At 71.1% G+C, this 18,223-nt stretch carries 15 protein-coding genes and 1 pseudogene; 12 read left to right on the forward strand and 4 right to left on the reverse strand.

From position 1 onward, the window contains the following. Positions 1–10 precede the first annotated feature (10 nt). Positions 11–661: a ThuA domain-containing protein gene (locus tag C2L58_RS43025; RefSeq protein ID WP_103343371.1), complete on the forward strand. Its 651-nt coding sequence runs from the start codon at positions 11–13 to the stop codon at positions 659–661. Positions 662–677: 16 nt separating this feature from the next. On the opposite strand, the gene xylA is transcribed toward C2L58_RS43025, so the two are convergent. Continuing rightward, complete coding sequence (xylA, locus tag C2L58_RS43030; protein WP_103343372.1) at positions 678–1,826, reverse strand: xylose isomerase; 1,149 nt, start codon at positions 1,824–1,826, stop codon at positions 678–680. Between the two features lie 98 nt (positions 1,827–1,924). On the opposite strand from xylA, the gene C2L58_RS43035 reads away from it, so the two are divergent. Beyond that, the gene (locus C2L58_RS43035) at positions 1,925–3,082 is read left to right on the forward strand and encodes an ROK family transcriptional regulator (RefSeq protein ID WP_103343373.1); all 1,158 of its coding nucleotides are present in this window, start codon (positions 1,925–1,927) and stop codon (positions 3,080–3,082) included. Between the two features lie 56 nt (positions 3,083–3,138). Here the strand turns inward: C2L58_RS43035 and C2L58_RS43040 are convergent, their stop codons facing one another. Continuing rightward, positions 3,139–6,372, reverse strand: a complete 3,234-nt coding sequence (locus tag C2L58_RS43040; RefSeq protein ID WP_103343374.1) for a S8 family serine peptidase — start codon at positions 6,370–6,372, stop codon at positions 3,139–3,141. Between the two features lie 236 nt (positions 6,373–6,608). On the opposite strand from C2L58_RS43040, the gene C2L58_RS43045 reads away from it, so the two are divergent. From C2L58_RS43045 to C2L58_RS43085, 9 genes and pseudogenes are all read left to right on the forward strand, one after another. Next, positions 6,609–7,223 carry a TetR/AcrR family transcriptional regulator gene (locus C2L58_RS43045; protein WP_103343375.1) on the forward strand — a complete coding sequence of 205 codons (615 nt, stop codon included), beginning with the start codon at positions 6,609–6,611 and terminating at the stop codon, positions 7,221–7,223. Between the two features lie 2 nt (positions 7,224–7,225). Beyond that, positions 7,226–8,134, forward strand: coding sequence for an ABC transporter ATP-binding protein (locus C2L58_RS43050; RefSeq protein ID WP_199191704.1), 909 nt, complete (start codon positions 7,226–7,228; stop codon positions 8,132–8,134). Beyond that, positions 8,131–9,693 (forward strand): ABC transporter permease, encoded by a 1,563-nt coding sequence (locus tag C2L58_RS43055; protein WP_103343377.1) that lies wholly within the window; start codon positions 8,131–8,133, stop codon positions 9,691–9,693. Before C2L58_RS43050 ends, C2L58_RS43055 begins: the two co-directional genes overlap by 4 nt. Before the next feature lie 309 nt (positions 9,694–10,002). Continuing rightward, on the forward strand, positions 10,003–11,451 hold the full coding sequence (locus tag C2L58_RS43060; protein ID WP_199191705.1) for an amidohydrolase: 1,449 nt from the start codon (positions 10,003–10,005) through the stop codon (positions 11,449–11,451). 201 nt (positions 11,452–11,652) lie between these two features. After that, positions 11,653–12,186: a hypothetical protein gene (locus C2L58_RS43065; RefSeq protein ID WP_103343379.1), complete on the forward strand. Its 534-nt coding sequence runs from the start codon at positions 11,653–11,655 to the stop codon at positions 12,184–12,186. A gap of 90 nt (positions 12,187–12,276) precedes the next feature. After that, positions 12,277–14,631, forward strand: coding sequence for a GH92 family glycosyl hydrolase (locus C2L58_RS43070; RefSeq protein ID WP_233226249.1), 2,355 nt, complete (start codon positions 12,277–12,279; stop codon positions 14,629–14,631). Between the two features lie 58 nt (positions 14,632–14,689). Further along, on the forward strand, positions 14,690–14,884 hold the full coding sequence (locus tag C2L58_RS43075) for a zinc finger protein (RefSeq protein WP_103343493.1): 195 nt from the start codon (positions 14,690–14,692) through the stop codon (positions 14,882–14,884). Continuing rightward, complete coding sequence (locus C2L58_RS43080) at positions 14,854–15,294, forward strand: hypothetical protein (protein ID WP_103343380.1); 441 nt, start codon at positions 14,854–14,856, stop codon at positions 15,292–15,294. The genes C2L58_RS43075 and C2L58_RS43080 overlap by 31 nt, the downstream gene beginning before the upstream one ends. Before the next feature lie 26 nt (positions 15,295–15,320). Further along, a pseudogene (locus C2L58_RS43085) lies at positions 15,321–15,798 on the forward strand (DUF2127 domain-containing protein). Between the two features lie 86 nt (positions 15,799–15,884). Here the strand turns inward: C2L58_RS43085 and C2L58_RS43090 are convergent. Next, positions 15,885–16,595, reverse strand: a complete 711-nt coding sequence (locus C2L58_RS43090) for a PP2C family protein-serine/threonine phosphatase (RefSeq protein ID WP_103343494.1) — start codon at positions 16,593–16,595, stop codon at positions 15,885–15,887. 92 nt (positions 16,596–16,687) lie between these two features. On the opposite strand from C2L58_RS43090, the gene C2L58_RS43095 reads away from it, so the two are divergent. Next, a complete protein-coding gene (locus tag C2L58_RS43095) occupies positions 16,688–17,422 on the forward strand; it encodes an AfsR/SARP family transcriptional regulator (protein WP_233226250.1) in 735 nt (244 codons plus the stop codon). On the opposite strand, the gene C2L58_RS43100 is transcribed toward C2L58_RS43095, so the two are convergent. Next, positions 17,410–18,156: a hypothetical protein gene (locus tag C2L58_RS43100; protein WP_103343381.1), complete on the reverse strand. Its 747-nt coding sequence runs from the start codon at positions 18,154–18,156 to the stop codon at positions 17,410–17,412. The genes C2L58_RS43095 and C2L58_RS43100 overlap by 13 nt on opposite strands. Positions 18,157–18,223 lie beyond the last annotated feature (67 nt).

An 18,223-nucleotide genomic window follows, 5' to 3' on the forward strand; every position in this document is an offset into this window, starting at 1 on the left:
GAGGTTCCCCGTGCGGGTGCTGGTGTTCTCGAAGACGGCCGGGTACCGGCACGACTCGATTCCGGCGGGAATCCGGGCGATCCGGGAGCTGGGTGCGGCGCACGGTTTCGACGTCACGGCGACCGAAGACGCGTCGGCGGTGACGGCCGCTTACGACGCGGTGGTGTTCCTGTCGACCAGCGGCGAGGTGCTGGACGCGGCGGGGCAAGCGGCGTTCGAGTCCTATGTGGAGGATGGCGGCGGTTACGTCGGCATTCACGCGGCGGCCGACACGGGGTACGACTGGCCGTGGTACGGACAGCTGGTGGGCGCCCGGTTCAAGACCCACCCGGAGATCCAGCAGGCCCGGTTCGTGACCGAGGACCGCACCCACCCGGCGACGGCCCACCTGCCGCGGGTGTGGACCCGGACCGACGAGCTGTACGACTTCCGCACCAACCCGCGTGGGCGGGTGCGGGTGCTGCAGACGCTGGACGAGTCCAGCTACGCCGGGGGCGGGATGGGGGCGGACCACCCCATCACGTGGTGCCACCCGCAGGGCCGCGGCCGGGCGTTCTACACCGGACTCGGCCACGCGGCCGAGTCGTACGCCGACCCGGCTTTCCGCGCGCTCCTGCTGGGCGCGATCCGCTACGCCGCGGGAGTGCTCCCCGCGGCGTAGCGGCATCGGCAATGAGTCAGCGCACGCCGAGCAGGTGCTCCAGGGCGAGCTGGTTCAGCCGGGTGAAGTGGTAGCCGCGGGCGGCCGCCGCCTCCAGGTCGAACTCGTCGTTCAGGACGTCGTCGAACGTCTCGCCCGGGGCCAGCGTCGGCGTCGAAAGGTCCGGGACCCGCGACGCCGCCAGCGCCTCCGCGACCTCGGGGTCGGCCCGGAACGCCGCCGCCTTCTCCTTGAGGATCAGGTACGTCCGCATGTTCGCCGCCGCCGACACCCACACGTCCTCGGTGTCCTCGGTGCGCAGCGGCTTGTAGTCGAAGTGCCGCGGGCCGTCGTAGCCGGCGTTCTCCAGGAGGTCGACCAGGAAGAACGCGCTCTTCAGGTCGCCGTGGCCGAAGATCAGGTCCTGGTCGTACTTCGGGCCGTGCTGGCCGTTGAGGTCGATGTGGAACAGCTTGCCCTGCCACAGCGCCTGCGAGATGCCGTGCACGAAGTTCAGCCCGGCCATCTGCTCGTGCCCGACCTCCGGGTTCAGCCCGAACAGCTCCGGCCGCGCGAGCTGCGAGATGAAGCCCAGCGCGTGCCCGATCGTCGGCAGCAGGATGTCGCCACGCGGCTCGTTCGGCTTCGGCTCCAGCGCGAACCGCAGCGAGTAGCCCTTCTCGACGACGTAGTCGGCGAGCAGGTCCAGGCCCTCCTTGTAGCGGTCCAGCGCCGCGCGGACGTCCTTCGCGGCGTCGGACTCGGCGCCTTCGCGGCCGCCCCAGACGACGTAGGTCTGCGCGCCCAGCTCGGCCGCCAGGTCGAGGTTGCGGCGCACCTTCCGCAGCGCGTACCGGCGGACGTCGCGGTCGTTGCTGGTCAGGCCGCCGTCCTTGAACACCGGGTGGGTGAACAGGTTCGTCGTCGCCATCGGGACCTTGAGACCGGTCTCGGCGAGCGCCTTGCGGAAGCGCTCGATCGCCTTGTCGCGGTCCGGCTCGGTGGCCAGCAGGTCGTCGTCGTGGAAGGTCACGCCGTAGGCGCCCAGCTCCGCCAGCCGGTGCACGCTCTCCACCGGGTCCAGCGGCGGCCGCGTGGCGACCCCGAACGGGTCGGCGGCGGGCCAGCCCACGGTCCAGAGGCCGAAGGTGAACTTGTCGGCCGGCTGGGGAGCGAAGTCGCTCATGACTGTCCCTTCATTTAGTTCACGTTGTAGACTAAATATGCGCCGCGGGGGTCCCCGGCGTCAAGGGGCCGGGTTACAGTGCTTCGCGGGAGGACACGATGACGCAGGCCGTGCGGCACGAGGAGATGCGCGCCCGCAACCTCGAGGTCGTGCTGGGCGCCGTCAGCCGCGGCGGCCCGCTCACCCGGGCCGCGCTCGCCGAGGTCACCGGCCTGACCAAGTCGACCGTGAGCAAGCTCGTCGGCGACCTGGTGGAGGCGGGCCTGCTCGCCGAGACCGGCCCCGCCCGGGCGGGCGAACGCGGCCGGCCGGGGGTGGACGTCGTGCTCAGCGGGGCGCGGATGGCGTCGCTGGGGCTGGAGATCAACGTCGACTACCTCGCGGTGCGCGTGCTCGACCTCACCGGCGAAGTCCGGTTCGCCGCCCGCCGCGAACGCGACAACCGCGGCTCGCGGCCGAAGAAGGTCCTGGGCGAGCTGCAGGACCTGGCCACCGACGCGCTCGCCGAGGCCCACCGGCTGGGGCTGGAGGCGGCGGGCGCGGTGCTGGCGGTGTCCGGCCCGGTCGGCGACGGCGTGCTGTTCAGCGCCCCCAACCTCGGCTGGCAGGACGTCCGCCCGGCCGAGCTGCTGCGGCTGCCGGTCCCGGTCGAGCTGGACAACGAAGCGAACCTCGCCGCGCTCGGCGAGCTCTGGTACGGCGACGGCGAGCGCGACTTCCTCTACGTGTCCGGCGAAATCGGCATCGGCGCCGGCCTGGTCGTGAACGGCGTGCTGTACTCCGGCGCGACGGGCCTGGCCGGCGAGCTGGGGCACGTGGTCGTGGCCCCGGAGGGGGCGCCGTGCCGCTGCGGGGGCAGCGGCTGCCTGGAGACCTACGCCGGCCAGGAAGCGTTGCTGACGGCGGGGAACGCCGCCTCGGTGCCGGCCTTGCTGAGCGCCCTCGAGCGGGGCGACGAGACGGCGCTGGCGGCGTGCGCGGCGGCCGGCCGTGCCCTCGGCATCGCCCTGACGTCGGCGGTAAACTTGCTGGACCTGGACCGCATCGTGCTGGGCGGGGTGTTCACGCAGCTGTACCCGTGGTTGTCCGGACCGGTGTCGGAGGTGCTGACCACCCGCCTCGGCGGCCTGCGCGGCGCGCCCCCGGTGTTGAGCGCCTCCCGCCTGGGCGGCGACGCGGCGACCCTCGGCGCGGCGGGCCGGGTCATCCACCGCGTCCTCGCCGACCCGGCGTCCTTCGTCACCCGCGCGTCGTGAGTGGTAAGGCGGGTTAGAACCCGCCTTACCACTCACGACAAGCCGCGGCAGACCTGCTAGCTCACGGCGTTGATCTGCACCAGCGAGGAGCCGACCGTGACACCGGTGTCGGTCTGCACGGTCAGCTGACCGCGCAGGGTCCGGCCCGCGGCCGGGGCGGCGGTGGCCGTCACCGTCGCCGGCACGGTCCACGAGCTGCCCGACGCGCGCAGGGCGTTGGCGTCGTTCACCGCGATCGAACCGAACGCCGGGTTGGTGAACACGTCGAGGTAGTCGTAGGCGGTGGTGCCGCCCGGGACCGCGTACCCGTCGACGAGCGCGACCCACACCCCGGGCGCCGGGTTGGGCACGGTCACCGACTCCTCGGAGTCACCGTCCGCGCTGACGCCCGCCTGCACGCAGCTGCCGGTCGTGCAGTTGTACAGCACCAGGTCGAGGTCCGTGCCCACGACGGCGGGGTTGCCGATCGTGGCGGTCAGCGACGTCGAACCCGGCGTCACCGCGATCTGGTACTGCTGCTGCGTGCCTTCGGTGATCGTCGGCCGCTGCGTCTTCGCGCTGCCCAGCGTGGCGCCGGTCAGCTTGCCGGTGAACGCGCCGAGCGTGTTCTGCACGGTGTAGGTCCGCGCGATCGGCGTGCCCAGCGTGGCCGAAGCGATCGTGTCCGGGTTCGGCGAGATCGCCGTGCCCAGCACCGAAGCCGACAGCTTGTACGGCGCTTCGTCCACATCGGACGTCCGCCGCGCTTCGACGGTGATCTCCCACACGCCCGGCAGCGGGTTGGCGATGGTCCGGCTGGTCGGCGTGCCGCCGGCGCAGCCCGCACCCGCGTCGGGCAGGTAGCACGCGGTCGTCGCGGTGCTGGCCTCGGCCGGGACACCGGTCGGGTCGTACCGCAGGAACCGCACCTGGCCCTTGCCCGGAGCGCCGGCGCCGGCGTCCAGGTCCACCTTCAGCGCGCTGGCGCCCTGCGGCACTCGCACGAAGTAGCTGGTCGCCTGGTTGCGGGCGGCCTTGCCCGAGACGTCGACCTGGAAACCCTTGCCGGCGACGAACTCCTGCGGCGCGAAGACCGTGTTGAGGGTCTGCACGTCGATGCCGATGGTCAGCGGGTTGTCCAGGTAGAGCAGGGCCGAGTGGACCCCGGCGCTCTTCGGGTTGACGTGCACGTCGAACTTCACCGGCGTGTTCAGCGGCAGCACCACGGTGCCACCGGAGTTGAACGTGCCGTCGTTGCCGACCCACCGCACGAAGTACGGCACCGGGTGCGCCGAGCCCGTGGTGCGGGTGATCGTGTAGGTGCGGGTGTACGCCTTGCCCGTGGTCACGCCCTCGCGGTCGTGGATGCCCACGCCCGTGTTCGGCGTGGCCAGCAGCCCGGACTGGACGGTGTGCACCTCGACCGACGTCGAAACCGCGTCCGGCTTCGGGTTGAGCGAAAGCGCGACGAACGCGGCGGGGACGTTGAACAGGCCCGCGCCCTGGGCGTACGCGCCGATGCCCGGCACGAACCGCGCGGTCGACTTGATCGCCGCGCGCAGCTGCGCCACCGGCGGCCGCTGGCCGCTGTGCGTCGCCTTGTACGCGCTCACCAGCAGTGCCGCCGCGCCGGTCGCCTGCGGCGCCGCCATCGACGTGCCCTGCAGCATCGCGTAACCGGCCGGCAGGGGGTACGTGCCGGCCACCGGGCTCGGAGCTTCCCACCGCGGGGTGGTGGAGATCGCCGCGCCCGGCGCGATGATGTCCGGCTTGAAACCGCCGTCTTCACGCGGGCCGCGCGAGGAGAACGGGTGCATCGACTCGGGGTTCTTGGTGACCGAGCCGTAGTTCGACAGCCAGGTCTCCTTGGTGATGTACGAGCCGACCGAGATCGCGTCCGTGGCCACCGACGGGTCGCCGACGGTGTTCGCCCCCGCGCCGCTGTTGCCCGCCGAGATGAAGATCTGGACGTTGTACTCGGCGATCGTGCGGTTGTAGAGCTCCGCGCGGGCGTTGTTGCCGTCGTTGAGCGCCGGCAGGCCGCCGATCGAGATGTTGATGACGTCGGCGCCGTGGCTGGCCGCGTACACGACGCCGTCGATCAGGCCGGACGAGGTGCAGCCGGCACTGGTGAGGCAGACCTTGACGGCCAGGACCTTCGCGCCCGGGGCCGCGCCGTCCATCTTGCCGCCGAACAGGTCGTTGCCGGTGGCGATGCCCGCGACGTGCGAGCCGTGCTCCGCGCCGGCGATGCCGATGCCGACGTAGCCCGGCTTGTCGGTTTGGACCACGAAGGCCATCCGCTCGGCGATGTCGGTCGCCGGGTTGTCGCTGCCGAAGAAGCCGACGTCGTACTTCTTGTTGTAGTCGGTCATCGGCTTCTCGTCGGTGAAGTCGCCGTTGCCGTTGAGGTCGACCCGGACCTCCTTGGTCACCGGGTCGAGCAGCACGCCCCAGGAGTCGGCGCGGTCGCCGTCGCGGTTGATGTCACCGCCGGTCTCGCTGTCCGCGGCGCCCAGGTCGCCCGCGGTCTCGCCGAAGACGCCGAACGTGTACGGGCCGCCGGTCGCCGGGGCCGTCCAGGTCTTGCCGTTGGCGGTGAAGGCGCCGGTGTAGGTCTGGGTCGACTGCTTGACCCAGGTGCCGTCGCCGGAGTTGGTGGCGTTGGCGTTGTACCAGTCGACGATCTTGCGTTCGCCGTGGCTGGTGGTGGCCAGCGCGGGGGAGTCGAGGTCGACGCCGGAGTCGAGCACCGCGACCGTGGTGTCCTTGCCGTCCCAGCCCGGCAGGACCTGGCCGAACTGCGCCGCGTAGGTGTCGCCGGTCGGCAGGTACGGGTTGACGCGCGGGGTGTTCTTGCCCGGGGCCGGCTGCGGCAGCGGAGTCATCGCGCCGTCGGGCTTCGGGTCGTCGCGGACGATGAGCCCGTCGACGTCGACGGCGTTGACCGACTTGAGCTTCGCGGCTTTTTCGGCCTTGGCGGTCGGGATGCTGACCTTGATGTAGTCGAGCTTCGTGTCGGTGGACTGGACGACCCCGCCGAGGGCCTTGAGCTCGTTCACGGCGGTGCCGGTCTGGCCCTTTTCCGCGGCGATCAGCAGCGTGACATCGGGCTTCCCGGACTTCTCGGCTTCGGCGACGAGCGCGCGATCGTGCTCGTCGAGGGTCTTGCCGTCGGCCGCGCCGTTGGTCGGCGGGGCCTGCTGGGCGGAGGCCACCGGGACCGCGACGCCGAGGACGGAGGCACCGAGTGCGGTGGCGAGGATGGTGATCCCGGCCCGCCGTCTCCAGCGCGATCTGTGCTGTTCCACTGAAACGACCCTTCGTGAAGATGTGCGTCCGAGCAGTACACAGGGTGGGATCTGCGTCAGCAATCAGACAGTTAGCCCATAGACCGCAATTGGTTGCGAGCCAAATGGCCTAATCGGCTGCCCGGTTGGGCGGTCACCGGAAGGGCCGAAGGGTGGCCAGATTTCCCCATTGCTACACGTGCGTATAGCAGGCTATGTTTGCGTGTAGTCGACTACACGTACGTATAGGACGTCTGATGAGCACCGAAGACCTCACCGCACGGGCCCGGATCCGCGACGCCGCCATCAAGCTCTTCACCGAGCGCGGCATGGAGAAGACGTCGATCCTCGACATCGCCGAGGAAGCCGGCGTCTCCGGCGGCCTGATCCGCCACCACTTCGGCTCCAAGGACGGCCTGCGCGAGGCCTGCGACACGTACGTCTTCGACGAACTGGTGAAGTTCAAGGAGGAGGTGCTGGCGAAGGGCGCCGCGAACCCGGGATTCCTGCCCGCGTTCGACGCCCGGCAGCTGCTCTACCGCCGGTATCTGGGGCGGGCCATGGTCGACGGCTCCGAGGCCGCCGAGGTGCAGTTCACCGGGATCGTCGACGAAACCGAGCGCTACTTCCGCGAGCAGGGCATGGAGATGCCGGATCCGCGGGGCGTCGCCGCCGCCCTCGTCGCGATGACCGGCGGGCTGATGATCCTGCAGGACCACGTCGCCCGGGCGCTCGGCGAGGAGCCGGGCACGAACGAGGCGATGCTGCGGATGTCGGCGGCCGCCGGGCACCTGTTCCTGAACCCCCTCGCCACCACCGAAGTCCTCGAAAAGGCCCGCGAAGCGCTGGCCGCCTACCAACGGAAGGAATGACGATGGCCGACGCGATCACCGCCGACGGCCTCACCAAGGCGTTCGGCCGGACACGGGCCCTCGACGGGCTCGACCTGACCGTCCACACCGGCGAGGTGCACGGGTTCCTCGGACCCAACGGCGCCGGCAAGACCACCACGATCCGCGTCCTGCTGGGGCTGATGCGCGCCGACGGGGGCCGGGCCACCCTGCTCGGCGGCGACTCCTGGACCGACGCCACCGAGCTGCACCGGCGGCTCGCGTACGTCCCGGGCGACGTCACCCTGTGGCCGAACCTCACCGGCGGCGAGGTCATCGACCTGCTCGGCCGGCTGCGCGGCGGCCTCGACACCGCCCGCCGCGCGGAGCTGATCGAGCGCTTCGACCTCGATCCGCGCAAGAAGGGCCGGACGTACTCGAAGGGCAACCGGCAGAAGGTCGCGCTCGTCGCCGCGCTGGCGTCCGATGTGGAGCTGCTGGTCCTCGACGAGCCGACGTCCGGGCTCGACCCGCTGATGGAGGAGGTGTTCCGGGAGGTCGTCGGGGAGGAGCGCGAGCGCGGCGACCGGACGGTGCTGCTGTCCTCGCACATCCTTTCCGAGGTCGAGGCGCTGTGCGACCGCGTCACGATCATCCGGGCCGGCCGCACGGTCGAGTCGGGCACCCTGGACGAGCTGCGGCACCTGGGCCGGATCACCATCGACGCCTCGCTCGCGCACGTGCCCGAGGATCTGGGGTCGCTGCCGGGCGTGCACGACCTGAGTTCGTACGGCTCGCACGTCCACCTGTCCGTGGACCAGACGTCGCTGGACGACGTGATGCGGCACCTCGCCGGGGCCGGGTTGCGGAGCCTGGTGAGCCGCCCGCCGACGCTCGAGGAGCTGTTCCTGCGGCACTACCGGCAGGACGAGCCGGTCGGAGCGGCGCGATGACGGGGACGTGGGCGTTGCTGCGGCTGGTGCTGCGCCGCGACCGGCTGCTCATGCCGCTCTGGATCGTCGGTCTCACGCTCGCGCCCGTCGGCTACCTGTCGTCGATCAAGGCGGCGTACCCGGATGCCGCGGCACGGCAGCACTTCTACGACATCAACGCCTCGAGCGCGACGTTCGTCGTGCGCAACGGCCCGCTGTACGGCTCGTCGGTGGGGAACCTCCTGGCCTGGCAGTGCGGGTTCGTCCCGGTCGTCGTCGGGCTGATCGCGCTGCTCACGGTGGTCCGCCACACCCGGGCCGAGGAGGAGGCCGGCCGCCGCGAGCTCACCGGCGCGACCGTCGTCGGCCGGCACGCGGAGCTGGTCGCGGCGGTGCTCGCCGCCTGCGGGGCGTGCCTGGTGTTCGGTCTGCTGGCCGCGTTCGGCATCGCCGCGCAGGGCGAGCCGCTCGCCGGTGCCTTGGCGCTCGGTGCGGGATTCGCCTTGGCGGGCTGGGTGTTCGCCGGGGCCGGCGCGATCGCCGCCCAGCTCACCTGGGGTGCCGGTGGCGCGCGGGGCATCGGCATCGGGGCGCTGGTGCTGGCGTTCCTGCTGCGCGCGGCCGGGGACAGCAGCGGCTCGGCGGGCTGGCTCGCGTGGTTGTCGCCGATCGGCTGGGCACACCGGCTGCGGCCGTTCGCGGGCGAGCGGTGGTGGGTGCTCGCCTTGGCTGTTGTCTTCACCGTCTTGCTCGTGGTGGCGGCGGTCGCCCTGTCGGCGCGCCGGGACCTCGGCTCGGCGCTGCTGCCGGCGCGGCTGGGCCGGGCGACGGCGAAGGCGTCGCTGCGCTCGCCGCTGGCGCTGGCCTGGCGGCTGCAGCGGGGGACGCTGCTGGTCTGGACCGTGTGCCTCGGGCTGGTCGGACTGCTGATGGGCGGGGTCGCGCGGAACGTCGCCGAAATGATGCGGGACAACCGGGCGGTCGCGGACGTGTTCTCCCGCCTGGGTGGTGGCGGTGCGGTGACGGACGCGTACCTGGCGGGAACGATGACGTTGTTCGGCCTGGCGGCCGCGGGTCACGCGGTCCAGGCGACGCTGAAGCTGCGCTCGGAGGAGGCGGCGGGCCGTGCGGAACCGGTGCTGGCGACAGCGGTCGGCCGCGCCGGCTGGGCCTTGGCCCACTTGACGTTCGCGTTCTTCGGGCCGGCGTTCGTGCTGGCGGTGACGGGCTGGGCAACGGGCGCGGCGTACGGCTCGGGCTTCGGGCTCGTCCCGGCGGCGCTGGCCCAGCTCCCGGCGGTGTGGGTCCTGACGGGGCTGGCGGCGTTGCTGATCGGCGTCTTCCCGCGCTTCGCGGCGGGGGCTTGGGGCCTGCTGGCGGCGTTCCTGCTGCTGTCGCTGGTGGGAGCGGCGTTGCGGTGGAACGAGGTGGTGCTGGGGATTTCGCCGTTCCAGCACCTGCCGCGCCTGCCGGGCGGAACGTTCTCGGTGACGCCGGCGCTCTGGCTGGTTCTGCTCGCTGTCCTCGCCGGAGCGGCCGGGTTGTTCGCATTGCGGCGGCGGGACATGCCGGTGGGCTGACCCCGCAACAGGACCACGGACGGGGGTCCAGGGGGCTCGCCCCCTGGCGGGGGTCTGGGGGTTCGACCCCCAGGAGACACCGCGAGGCGAGGCCGGTGCGCGCTTTCCGCGCACCGGCCTCGCCCCGAGAATCGCGCGGCAACCGAGGGAGTCGAACCCTGCGCGGCTTGTGAAGGCGGCGCCCATGGACCGGCCCTGACCCTTCGGCGGGCGACGGCTGCCATCTGTGTCAACGGTAACTGGTACCCGGATATTTCCCTTCTCAAGCCGTGCTTCACCCGGACGGGCGGGGCTGGCATGGTGGTCCGCATGGATGATCTCCTGCTGCGCCGCGTCCGGCCGGGCCTCGGCGGGGACCTCGCCGACGTCCGGGTGAACGACGGCCGGGTCACGTCGATCACCGAACCGGGCTCCACGGGGTTCGCCGCGCGGGTGGTCGACGGGCACGGCGGGACGCTGCTGCCCGGGCTGGTCGACGCGCACGTCCACGTGGTGCAGTGGGCGACGTCCCGGCGCCGCATCCCGCTGGACGCGGCCCGCTCGGCGGGGGAGGCGATCGAGTTGCTGCTCGCGCACCTGCTGGCGACGCCGGCGCCGCAGACGGAACTCGTCGTGGGCGCGGGTTTCCGTGATGCGCTGTGGCCGGACAAGCCGCACAAGGACCTGCTCCAGCGGGCGCTGCCCGGGCGGGCGGTCGCGTTGTTCAGCGCGGATCTGCACACGGTGTGGCTGAGCCCGGCGGCGCTGAAGCTGATCGGCCGCGAGCACTCGACGGGCGTCCTGCTGGAGGGTGACTGCATGACCGCGACGGCCCAGCTCCCGACGGCGGCGATCGACGTCCAGGACCGGTGGGTGGCGGAAGCGGTTTCCGCGGCGGCCGCGCGCGGCGTGACCGAGATCGCCGACTACGAATACGCGGACACGGTGGCGGACTGGACGCGCCGGGGCGCCCCGGCCGCCCGGATCTCTTGCGTGATCGCGAGGTACCTCCTGGACCGGACGATCGAGCGCGGCCACCGCACCGGCGACGTCCTGCCGGACTCCGGCGGGCGGCTGACGGTGGGGCCGTTCAAGCTCTTCGTGGACGGATCCCTCAACACCCGCACGGCCTACTGCCACGATCCGTACCCGGGCGCCGAGTCGCCGGGGTCGCTGGAACTGCCGCCCGGCGAACTGGTTCCGTTGCTGCGGCGGGCGTTCGACCACGGGCTGGTCCCGGCGGTCCACGCGATCGGCGACCGGGCGAACACGATCGCACTGGACGCGTTCGAGGAGGTCGGCTGTCCCGGCCGCATCGAGCACGCCCAGCTGCTGTCCCCGGAGGACATCCCGCGGTTCGCCGCGCTGGGCGTGATCGCGGCGGTCCAGCCGGCGCACCAGCCGGACGACCGCGACGTCGCGGACCGCCACTGGCACGGCCGCACGGCCCGGGCGTTCCCGTACCGGTCGCTGCTGGAGTCGGGAGCCCGCCTGGAGTTCGGCTCGGACGCCCCGGTGGCACCGCTGGACCCGTGGGACGGCATCGCCTCGGCGGTGTCCCGCACAGACGACGACCGCCCGCCGTGGCACCCGGAGCAGGCGATCCCGTTCACCGAGGCACTGGCCGCGTCCTCGGGCGGCCGTCGCGGAGTGGCAGTGGGGGACGTCGCGGACCTGATGGTGACGGCGGCGGACCCGTCGGTGTTGTCGCCGGCCGATCTGCGAAACCTTCCGGTGACGGCCACGATCGTCGACGGGCACGTCACGCACCAGATCTGAGCGGATCACCGGCGCGTGGCCCGGCGTGATTTTCCCGAACCGGCGCCGGGCGTCGCGGGGAAATCTCGGCCGATATTTCGGTCGCGTCAAGAAATCGATCCGATTCGGAATGTCGATGGACGCACCCCATTTTCGGATTCACGCTTTGTGTCTCGTGCCGGGTGATCACGGCAGTACTCGAACAAGGTAGGTGACACGGTGATGAAGAACATCGAACAGGGGATGCACCTCGTGCCGGCTCAAACCACGCCCCCGGTCGGGATTTCGACGACGACCGAGATCGTCGTGGGGGGCGCATTCGTCTTGGTCATCGTGGTTGCTGCCGTCGCTCCGGCGTTTTACGACCTTCGTCAGGCGAACAAATGGCGAGCGGCGATGACCGCCTGGCTCAAGAGTGAGAATTTTCGCCGTGACGACTTGATTCCCGTGCTCCGGCTGATCGCCCGCACCCGAGGCACGACGAATGTCACCAGGTCGACCATCGCTTATCTCGTTGTGGCGCTGGTTGCCGCCGCCCTCGGTGCCGTAGTGTTCTTGAACGGGGACGATGCGGTGGACCTCCGAAAGACGGTAATCACCGCCGTGTTGACGGTCTTCAGTTCCGTCATCGGTTTCTACTTCGGCTCCCGCTCGACGCAGGCTGCCATCGAAGCTCAGCAAGACCCGCCCCCCGATGGCGGGCCGACACCTGCTGACGGCGCGCGTTCGGCGCCCGAAACCGGGCCGCGGGCCTGAGCCGGACTAAGCTGCCGACCCGAGATTCACTCTCGGGTAGGCGGCCTTCGGGGCTTGATTTGTCCACCGGACAACGGAAAAGATCCCACCGTGGATCTGACAACGTTGTCGCCGATTACCCGGACCCGCGTCCTGGCCGCCCTGCTCGCGGGAGCCACGACGATGGCGCTCGCCACCCCCGCCGAAGCCGGGAACAGCAGGTTCGCCGAAGACCCCACCACGCTCGTCGACACCTCGATCGGCAACAACGGCGACGGCACCACCTTCCCCGGCGCCACCACGCCGTTCGGGATGGTCCAGCTCAGCCCGGACACGCAGCTGAAGAAGTACGCGTCCTACGACTACGCGCAGGACACCACCCTCGGCTTCAGCCACACCCACCTCTCCGGTGTCGGCTGCCAGACCATGGGCAACTTCCGGTTCATGCCCACCACCGGCGCCGTCACCACGAGCGACCCCGCGAAGTACGGCGCGAAGTTCAGCCACGCCGACGAGACCCGGCAGCCCGGCTACTACGGGGTCAAGCTCGCCAACGGCATCGGCGCCGAACTCACCGCCACCCAGCGCACCGGCCAGCACCGCTACACCTTCCCCGGCGGCGCGACCAGCGAAAACGTCCTCATCGAGGTCGGCGAGAGCAACGGCTACACCTACGCCGGTGACGTCCACGTGGTCGGCGACGACACCGTCGAGGGCTGGCTGCAAGGTGGCAACTTCTGCTGGGAGACGCAGAAGGAGCGCTACAAGGTCTTCTTCAGCGCCAAGTTCGACCGCAAGTTCACCAGCTTCGGCACCTGGACCGACAACAAGCTGACGCCGAACCAGCGCGACGCGAAGCTCGGCAGCCAGCGCACCGGCGCCTGGCTCACCTTCGGCACCGACAGCACCCAGGTCGGCGCCTCGGTCGGCCTGTCCTACACCTCGATCGACGGCGCCCGGCTCAACCGCGGCGCCGAGCAGCCCAAGTCGTTCGGCAAAGGCCGGAAAGCCGCCCACGACACGTGGGAAGACGAGCTGAACCGGATGCGCGTCGCCGGCGGGACGACCGCCGACCAGCGCACCTACTACAGCGCGCTGTACCGGTCGCTGCTGCACCCGTCCGTCGGGTCCGATGTGGACGGCTCGTACCGCGGCTTCGACGACGCCGTCCACCGCAGCCGGGACACCTACTACCAGATGTTCTCCCTGTGGGACACCTACCGCTCGCAGAACCAGCTGGTGGCGCTGCTGCACCCGGACAAGGCCGCGGACATGACCAAGTCCGTCCTCAAGATCTCCCAGGACGGCGGCTGGGTCCCGCGCTGGGCGCTCGCCGGCGGCGAGACGAACGTGATGAGCGGCGACCCCGTCACGCCGTGGGTGGTCGACAACTACCGTCGCGGCCTCCTCGACGACCGGACCGCGCGGCAGCTGTTCGACGCGTTGTGGCGCAACGCCAACGAAGTTCCCGCGGACCAGTCGATCTTCCGCGGCCGCGACGGCAACCCCACCTACGTCGAGAACGGCTGGATCGGCTACCAGGACCTCCCGGGCTACACCTACGGCGACACCCGGCAGGCCGGCTCGGCGACGCTCGAGTACGCCCTCGCCGACTGCGCGCTGTCCACAATGGCTGCCGGGCTGGGCTACGGCGACAAGGCCGCGACCCTGCGGGCGCGCTGCGGCAACTTCGGGCACCTATGGGACACGAGCGTCGAATCGCACGGCTTCACCGGCTTCCCGCGCACGAAGGCCGCGGACGGCACCGGCGTCGGCGACCCCGACCCGGCGAAGTCGACCGGCTTCCACGAGGGCACGCCGTGGCAGTACCAGTGGCTGGCCCAGCAGGACACCGCGAAGCTGTTCGGCCTGATGGGCGGCCCGGCGCAGGCGGGGCAGCGGCTCGACACCTTCTTCGACATGCCGCTGCTGCGCACCGATCCGGCGAAGGCCGCCAGGGACTCCTGGGTCCACGGCGCGTACGACTACCACAACAACTTCGCCTTCAACCCGAACAACGAGCCCGACCTGCACGCGCCCTGGATGTACAGCTGGACGGGCGCGCCGTGGAAGACCTCGGCTGTGCTGCGCGCGGCGCGGACGCTGTTCACGGACACGCCGTACGGCATGCCGGGCAACGACGACCTCGGCACCATCTCGTCGTGGCTCGTCTTCGGCATGGCCGGCGTCTTCGAGGCGCAGCCGGGCTCCGGGACGTACCTGCTCAGCACGCCGATGTTCGAGAAGGTCGAGATCCGCCCGGCCGGCGGCCGCAGGATCGAGATCGAGGCACCCGGCGCGAGCGCGGCCAAGCTGCAGTACACAAAGGACGTCCGGATCGGACACCGCGATTACGGCCGCAGCTGGATCTCGCACGAGGACCTGCTCCGCGCGGGCAAGATCCGCTTCTCCCTGAGCGACACCCCCACCGCCTGGGGCACGAACTCGGTCCCGCCCGCGATGTAACCTCATGAGTCCCTCGGTGTGTTGGTGTCAACGGAACGAGACAGTTTCAATGGACATCATGTTGAGGTGGCAGCAGGCGGAGGGAAAGCGCCACGCGCTCGACGGGCCGTTCCCTCCGCGTCCGGAGGAACAGTTCGTGGCTTTGTGCGGGGAAGAAGTGACCGTCGCGGTGAAGGACGTTCCGCAGCTCGGGGGGAACTGGTTCGACCCGACGTGCGCCGGATGCGAGTCGGCGTGGCTGGCGCGGTGCTGATCGACGCCGATCGGGACCATCGGCTGCTGGAGCGCATCCGCGACCTGCACGCCTCGCTCGTCCCGGATTTGGCGTGGCTGGCCAGGACCGTCGGGGAGGAGGCACCGCGCCCCGACATCCTCCGCGACCTGGGGGAGCGCCTCGCCGACCTCGGCGAGGACCTGATCACCCGCGCCGACGAGCTCGACGCCGAGGTCCGGGCCGGCCTCCCGGACCACGGCTGGCTCCCCGAAGCGGGCGCACGGCGGCGCGCACTGGCCGTCGCCCACCAGGTCGGCCCGCACCCCCTCCGGTGCGGGCCGATCTTCCTGGCCGTCTGCGGCGCGGCTTGTTTCCCCTTCTACGGGACAGACCCGACCGGGCGGACAACACGCCACGAACGGTGCGAAAAGTGCCTCCACGTGCGCTGACCGGCTGTTTCTGCTGAGCTGGTGACATGACCGACCAGAAACCGACGGCGACCGAGCGATTCTTCCGCATCGCCATCGCGATCAAGGGCCTCGACGGCGCGCTGCAGGTAGTCGGGGCACTGATCCTGGCGTTCATCCCCGCCTCGACGGTCAGCGGCTTCACCCACGCGGTGATCACCCGTGACCTGCTGGGCGACCCCTCGGGCACACTGGCACGCCACCTCGAATCGGCGACGGAGAACTTCCTCCACGGCGACACGAAGACATTCGCCGTCGCGTATTTGCTCGCCCACGGCCTGATCAAGCTCGGCTTGGTGTGGGCCCTGGCCCGCAAGATCGTCCGAGCCTAACCCCATCGCAGCCGCCATCCTGGCCGCATTCGTCGTCTACGAGATCTTCCGAGCGGTCCACACCCACTCGATAGCCCTACCGTTCTTCGCAGCCCTCGACATCGTGATCATCGTGCTGATCCTGCGGGAGTACCGCCAGCTCAAACGCGGCTAAAGGCACGACGAGGCAGCAAGGCGACGGCAGAACCACAACCCGCACATACGGCCACCCCCCCTGCCGACCCGGGAAATCACCGGGCTTCACGCGGCAACGGGAAACCGAACAGTAGTGCTGTCGACCTCCAGGGGTTCGACATAGAGCGCGGTAGCATTGTCCGACCCACCACGCGCCAGAGCGGCCTCAACAAGTTCCGCAGCGCCCCGACCCGGCTGCGCCAGCACCGCACGAATCCCACTCCCGCTGAGCGGCTTGTGCACCCCGTCACTGGTCAGCAGCAAACCCGAACCGGCCGTCTCCACCGTCCCGATCTCCTGCGCCTCGGCAGTACGAACGCTGGTAGTGACGACATGCTCCATCCGCGGCGTCACCGGCTGGTGCCGGGCCCGGAAGAACTCGGCGAGCGTGTGGTCGGTGGTGAGCCGGCTCAGCGTGGTGCCGTCCCAGGCGTACGCCCTGGCGTCACCCACCCAGGCGATGTGGTACCCGCCGCCTCCTGCCGGCATGGCGACGACGAGCACGGCGTCCCCGAGCGTCTGCTCGCGCACCGCGCGCTGCGCGGCGAGCACCGCCTCGACCGGTCCTTTGTGGACCGGCGTGCGCGCGGCGGCCGCGGCGGCGGTGCGGGCGGCGCGCGCGGCGGCGGGATCGTCCCCGACGCCGTCGGCGAGGGCGAACGCGATGCCGGGCCCGCCGGCCGCGGCGTACGCCCCGACGGCGTCGGCGTTGAGTGAGCGCGGCCCCTGCGCACTCGCGGTGTGCCAGCGTGGGTAACCCGGACGGGTGGTGATCATCGCGGCCTCCTCATCCCCTCTGGTCTCCATGATCCGCGCCGAACCTAAGGGGCGGCTGAGACTTTCCGGGTACCTTGGAGAGGGGGTGGGGGATGGAGTTCCGGATTCTCGGGCCGCTGTCGGTCTCGCGCGCCGACGGCCGCCCGGCCGTGCTCGGCGGACGCAAGCCGCGGACGCTGCTGGCGGCGTTGCTGCTGGCGCGCGGGCGCGTGGTGCCCGACGAACGGCTGATTTCGCTGCTGTGGGACGGCGAACGGCCGTCGACGGTCGACGCGCAGGTGTGCACGTACGTCTCCCGCCTGCGCAAGGCCCTCGGGCGCCCGGCGCGGCTCGTCCGCACCGGCGGTGGCTACCTGCTGACGCCGGGCGGGACCGTCGACGCCGAGGAGTTCGAGCGGCTGGCGTCGTCGGGCCACGACGAGCTGCGCGCGGATCGCCCGGCCCGCGCGGCGGGGCTGTTCCGCGCCGCACTGGAGCTGTGGCGCGGTCCGGTGCTCGCCGGCGTCGCCGAACCGCTCCGAGCGGGTGAGGCGGCGCGGTTCGAGGAGCTGCGCCTGACGGCACTGGAGGGCCGTCTCGAAGCCGAAATCGCGGCGGGCGAGCACCGGCGCGCGGTGCCCGACGCGACGGCGTTCGTCCTCGAGCACCCGATGCGGGAGCGCGCCCGGGCCCTGCTCATGGCCGCGCTCTGCGCGAGCGGACGGCCGGCGGACGCGGTGGCGGTGTACCACCGCGGCCGCCACCTCCTGGACGAGCGGCTCGGGATCGCGCCGGGCCCGACGCTGCGGGCGGCGTACCAGCGGGTGCTGGACGTTCAGCCCGGGTAGGGCGACGACTGGAAGTCCCGATCGAGTTCGGCGGACGAGCGCGGCAGCCAGTACCGGGCGAGCGCGCGGACCTGCTCGCGCGGCAGGGCGGGGTTGACGTGGCGGTGGTCGGGTTTCGCGATGGACTGCAGCGCCCAGCCGAAGCCGATCATCGGGTGGAGCCGAGCCCACCGGTGCCGGTCGATGCCGAGGACCATCTGCGCGCGCAGGACGGAGTGCCAGAAGTGGTAGCCGCCCGGCGGGTTCCCGTTCATGGTGTGCACCTCCGACTCTTCCGGAGCGCGCCGCGGGTCGAAGAGAATGCCCTGCCCGAAGGCGGCGAAGGCCTTGACCAGGCCGGCTTCGTCACCGCGGTAGAAGCGGTCGAAGTTGTCGAGCTGCAGCGTCGAGAGAGTTTTCAGCGGCCCTTCGACCGGCTTGGCGAACTCGGCGTAGTTGTTCGGGTACGCCGGTTCCTGGCTCAGCTCGCGCCACTTCTCGTACAGGCCTTCCGGAGCGTTCTGCCGGATGAAGAGGGAGAGCACCGTGAAGGCGTCCTGGACTTCCTGGGACCTGTGGTAGAGCGAGATTTCGTCGAGCTGGTACCAGAGTTCATTGGCCCGGCGGTCCCCGAGCATCCCGGGCACGGGCGGCAGCCCGCTGTCCGCGGCGGCCGCGGTCCCGACGGTGCTCCCGGCCAGCGCCACCCCGGCCACGGTGGCGGCCCCGATTTTGAGCAGGCTCCGGCGATCCATGGTGTACCCCCTGGTCTGGCGGCCCCCTGCCGCCGTTCGCTGCCAAGGTACGGAAGATTGCTATACT

Source organism: Amycolatopsis sp. CA-126428 (assembly GCF_002904335.1).
Taxonomy (GTDB): Bacteria; Actinomycetota; Actinomycetes; order Mycobacteriales; family Pseudonocardiaceae; genus Amycolatopsis.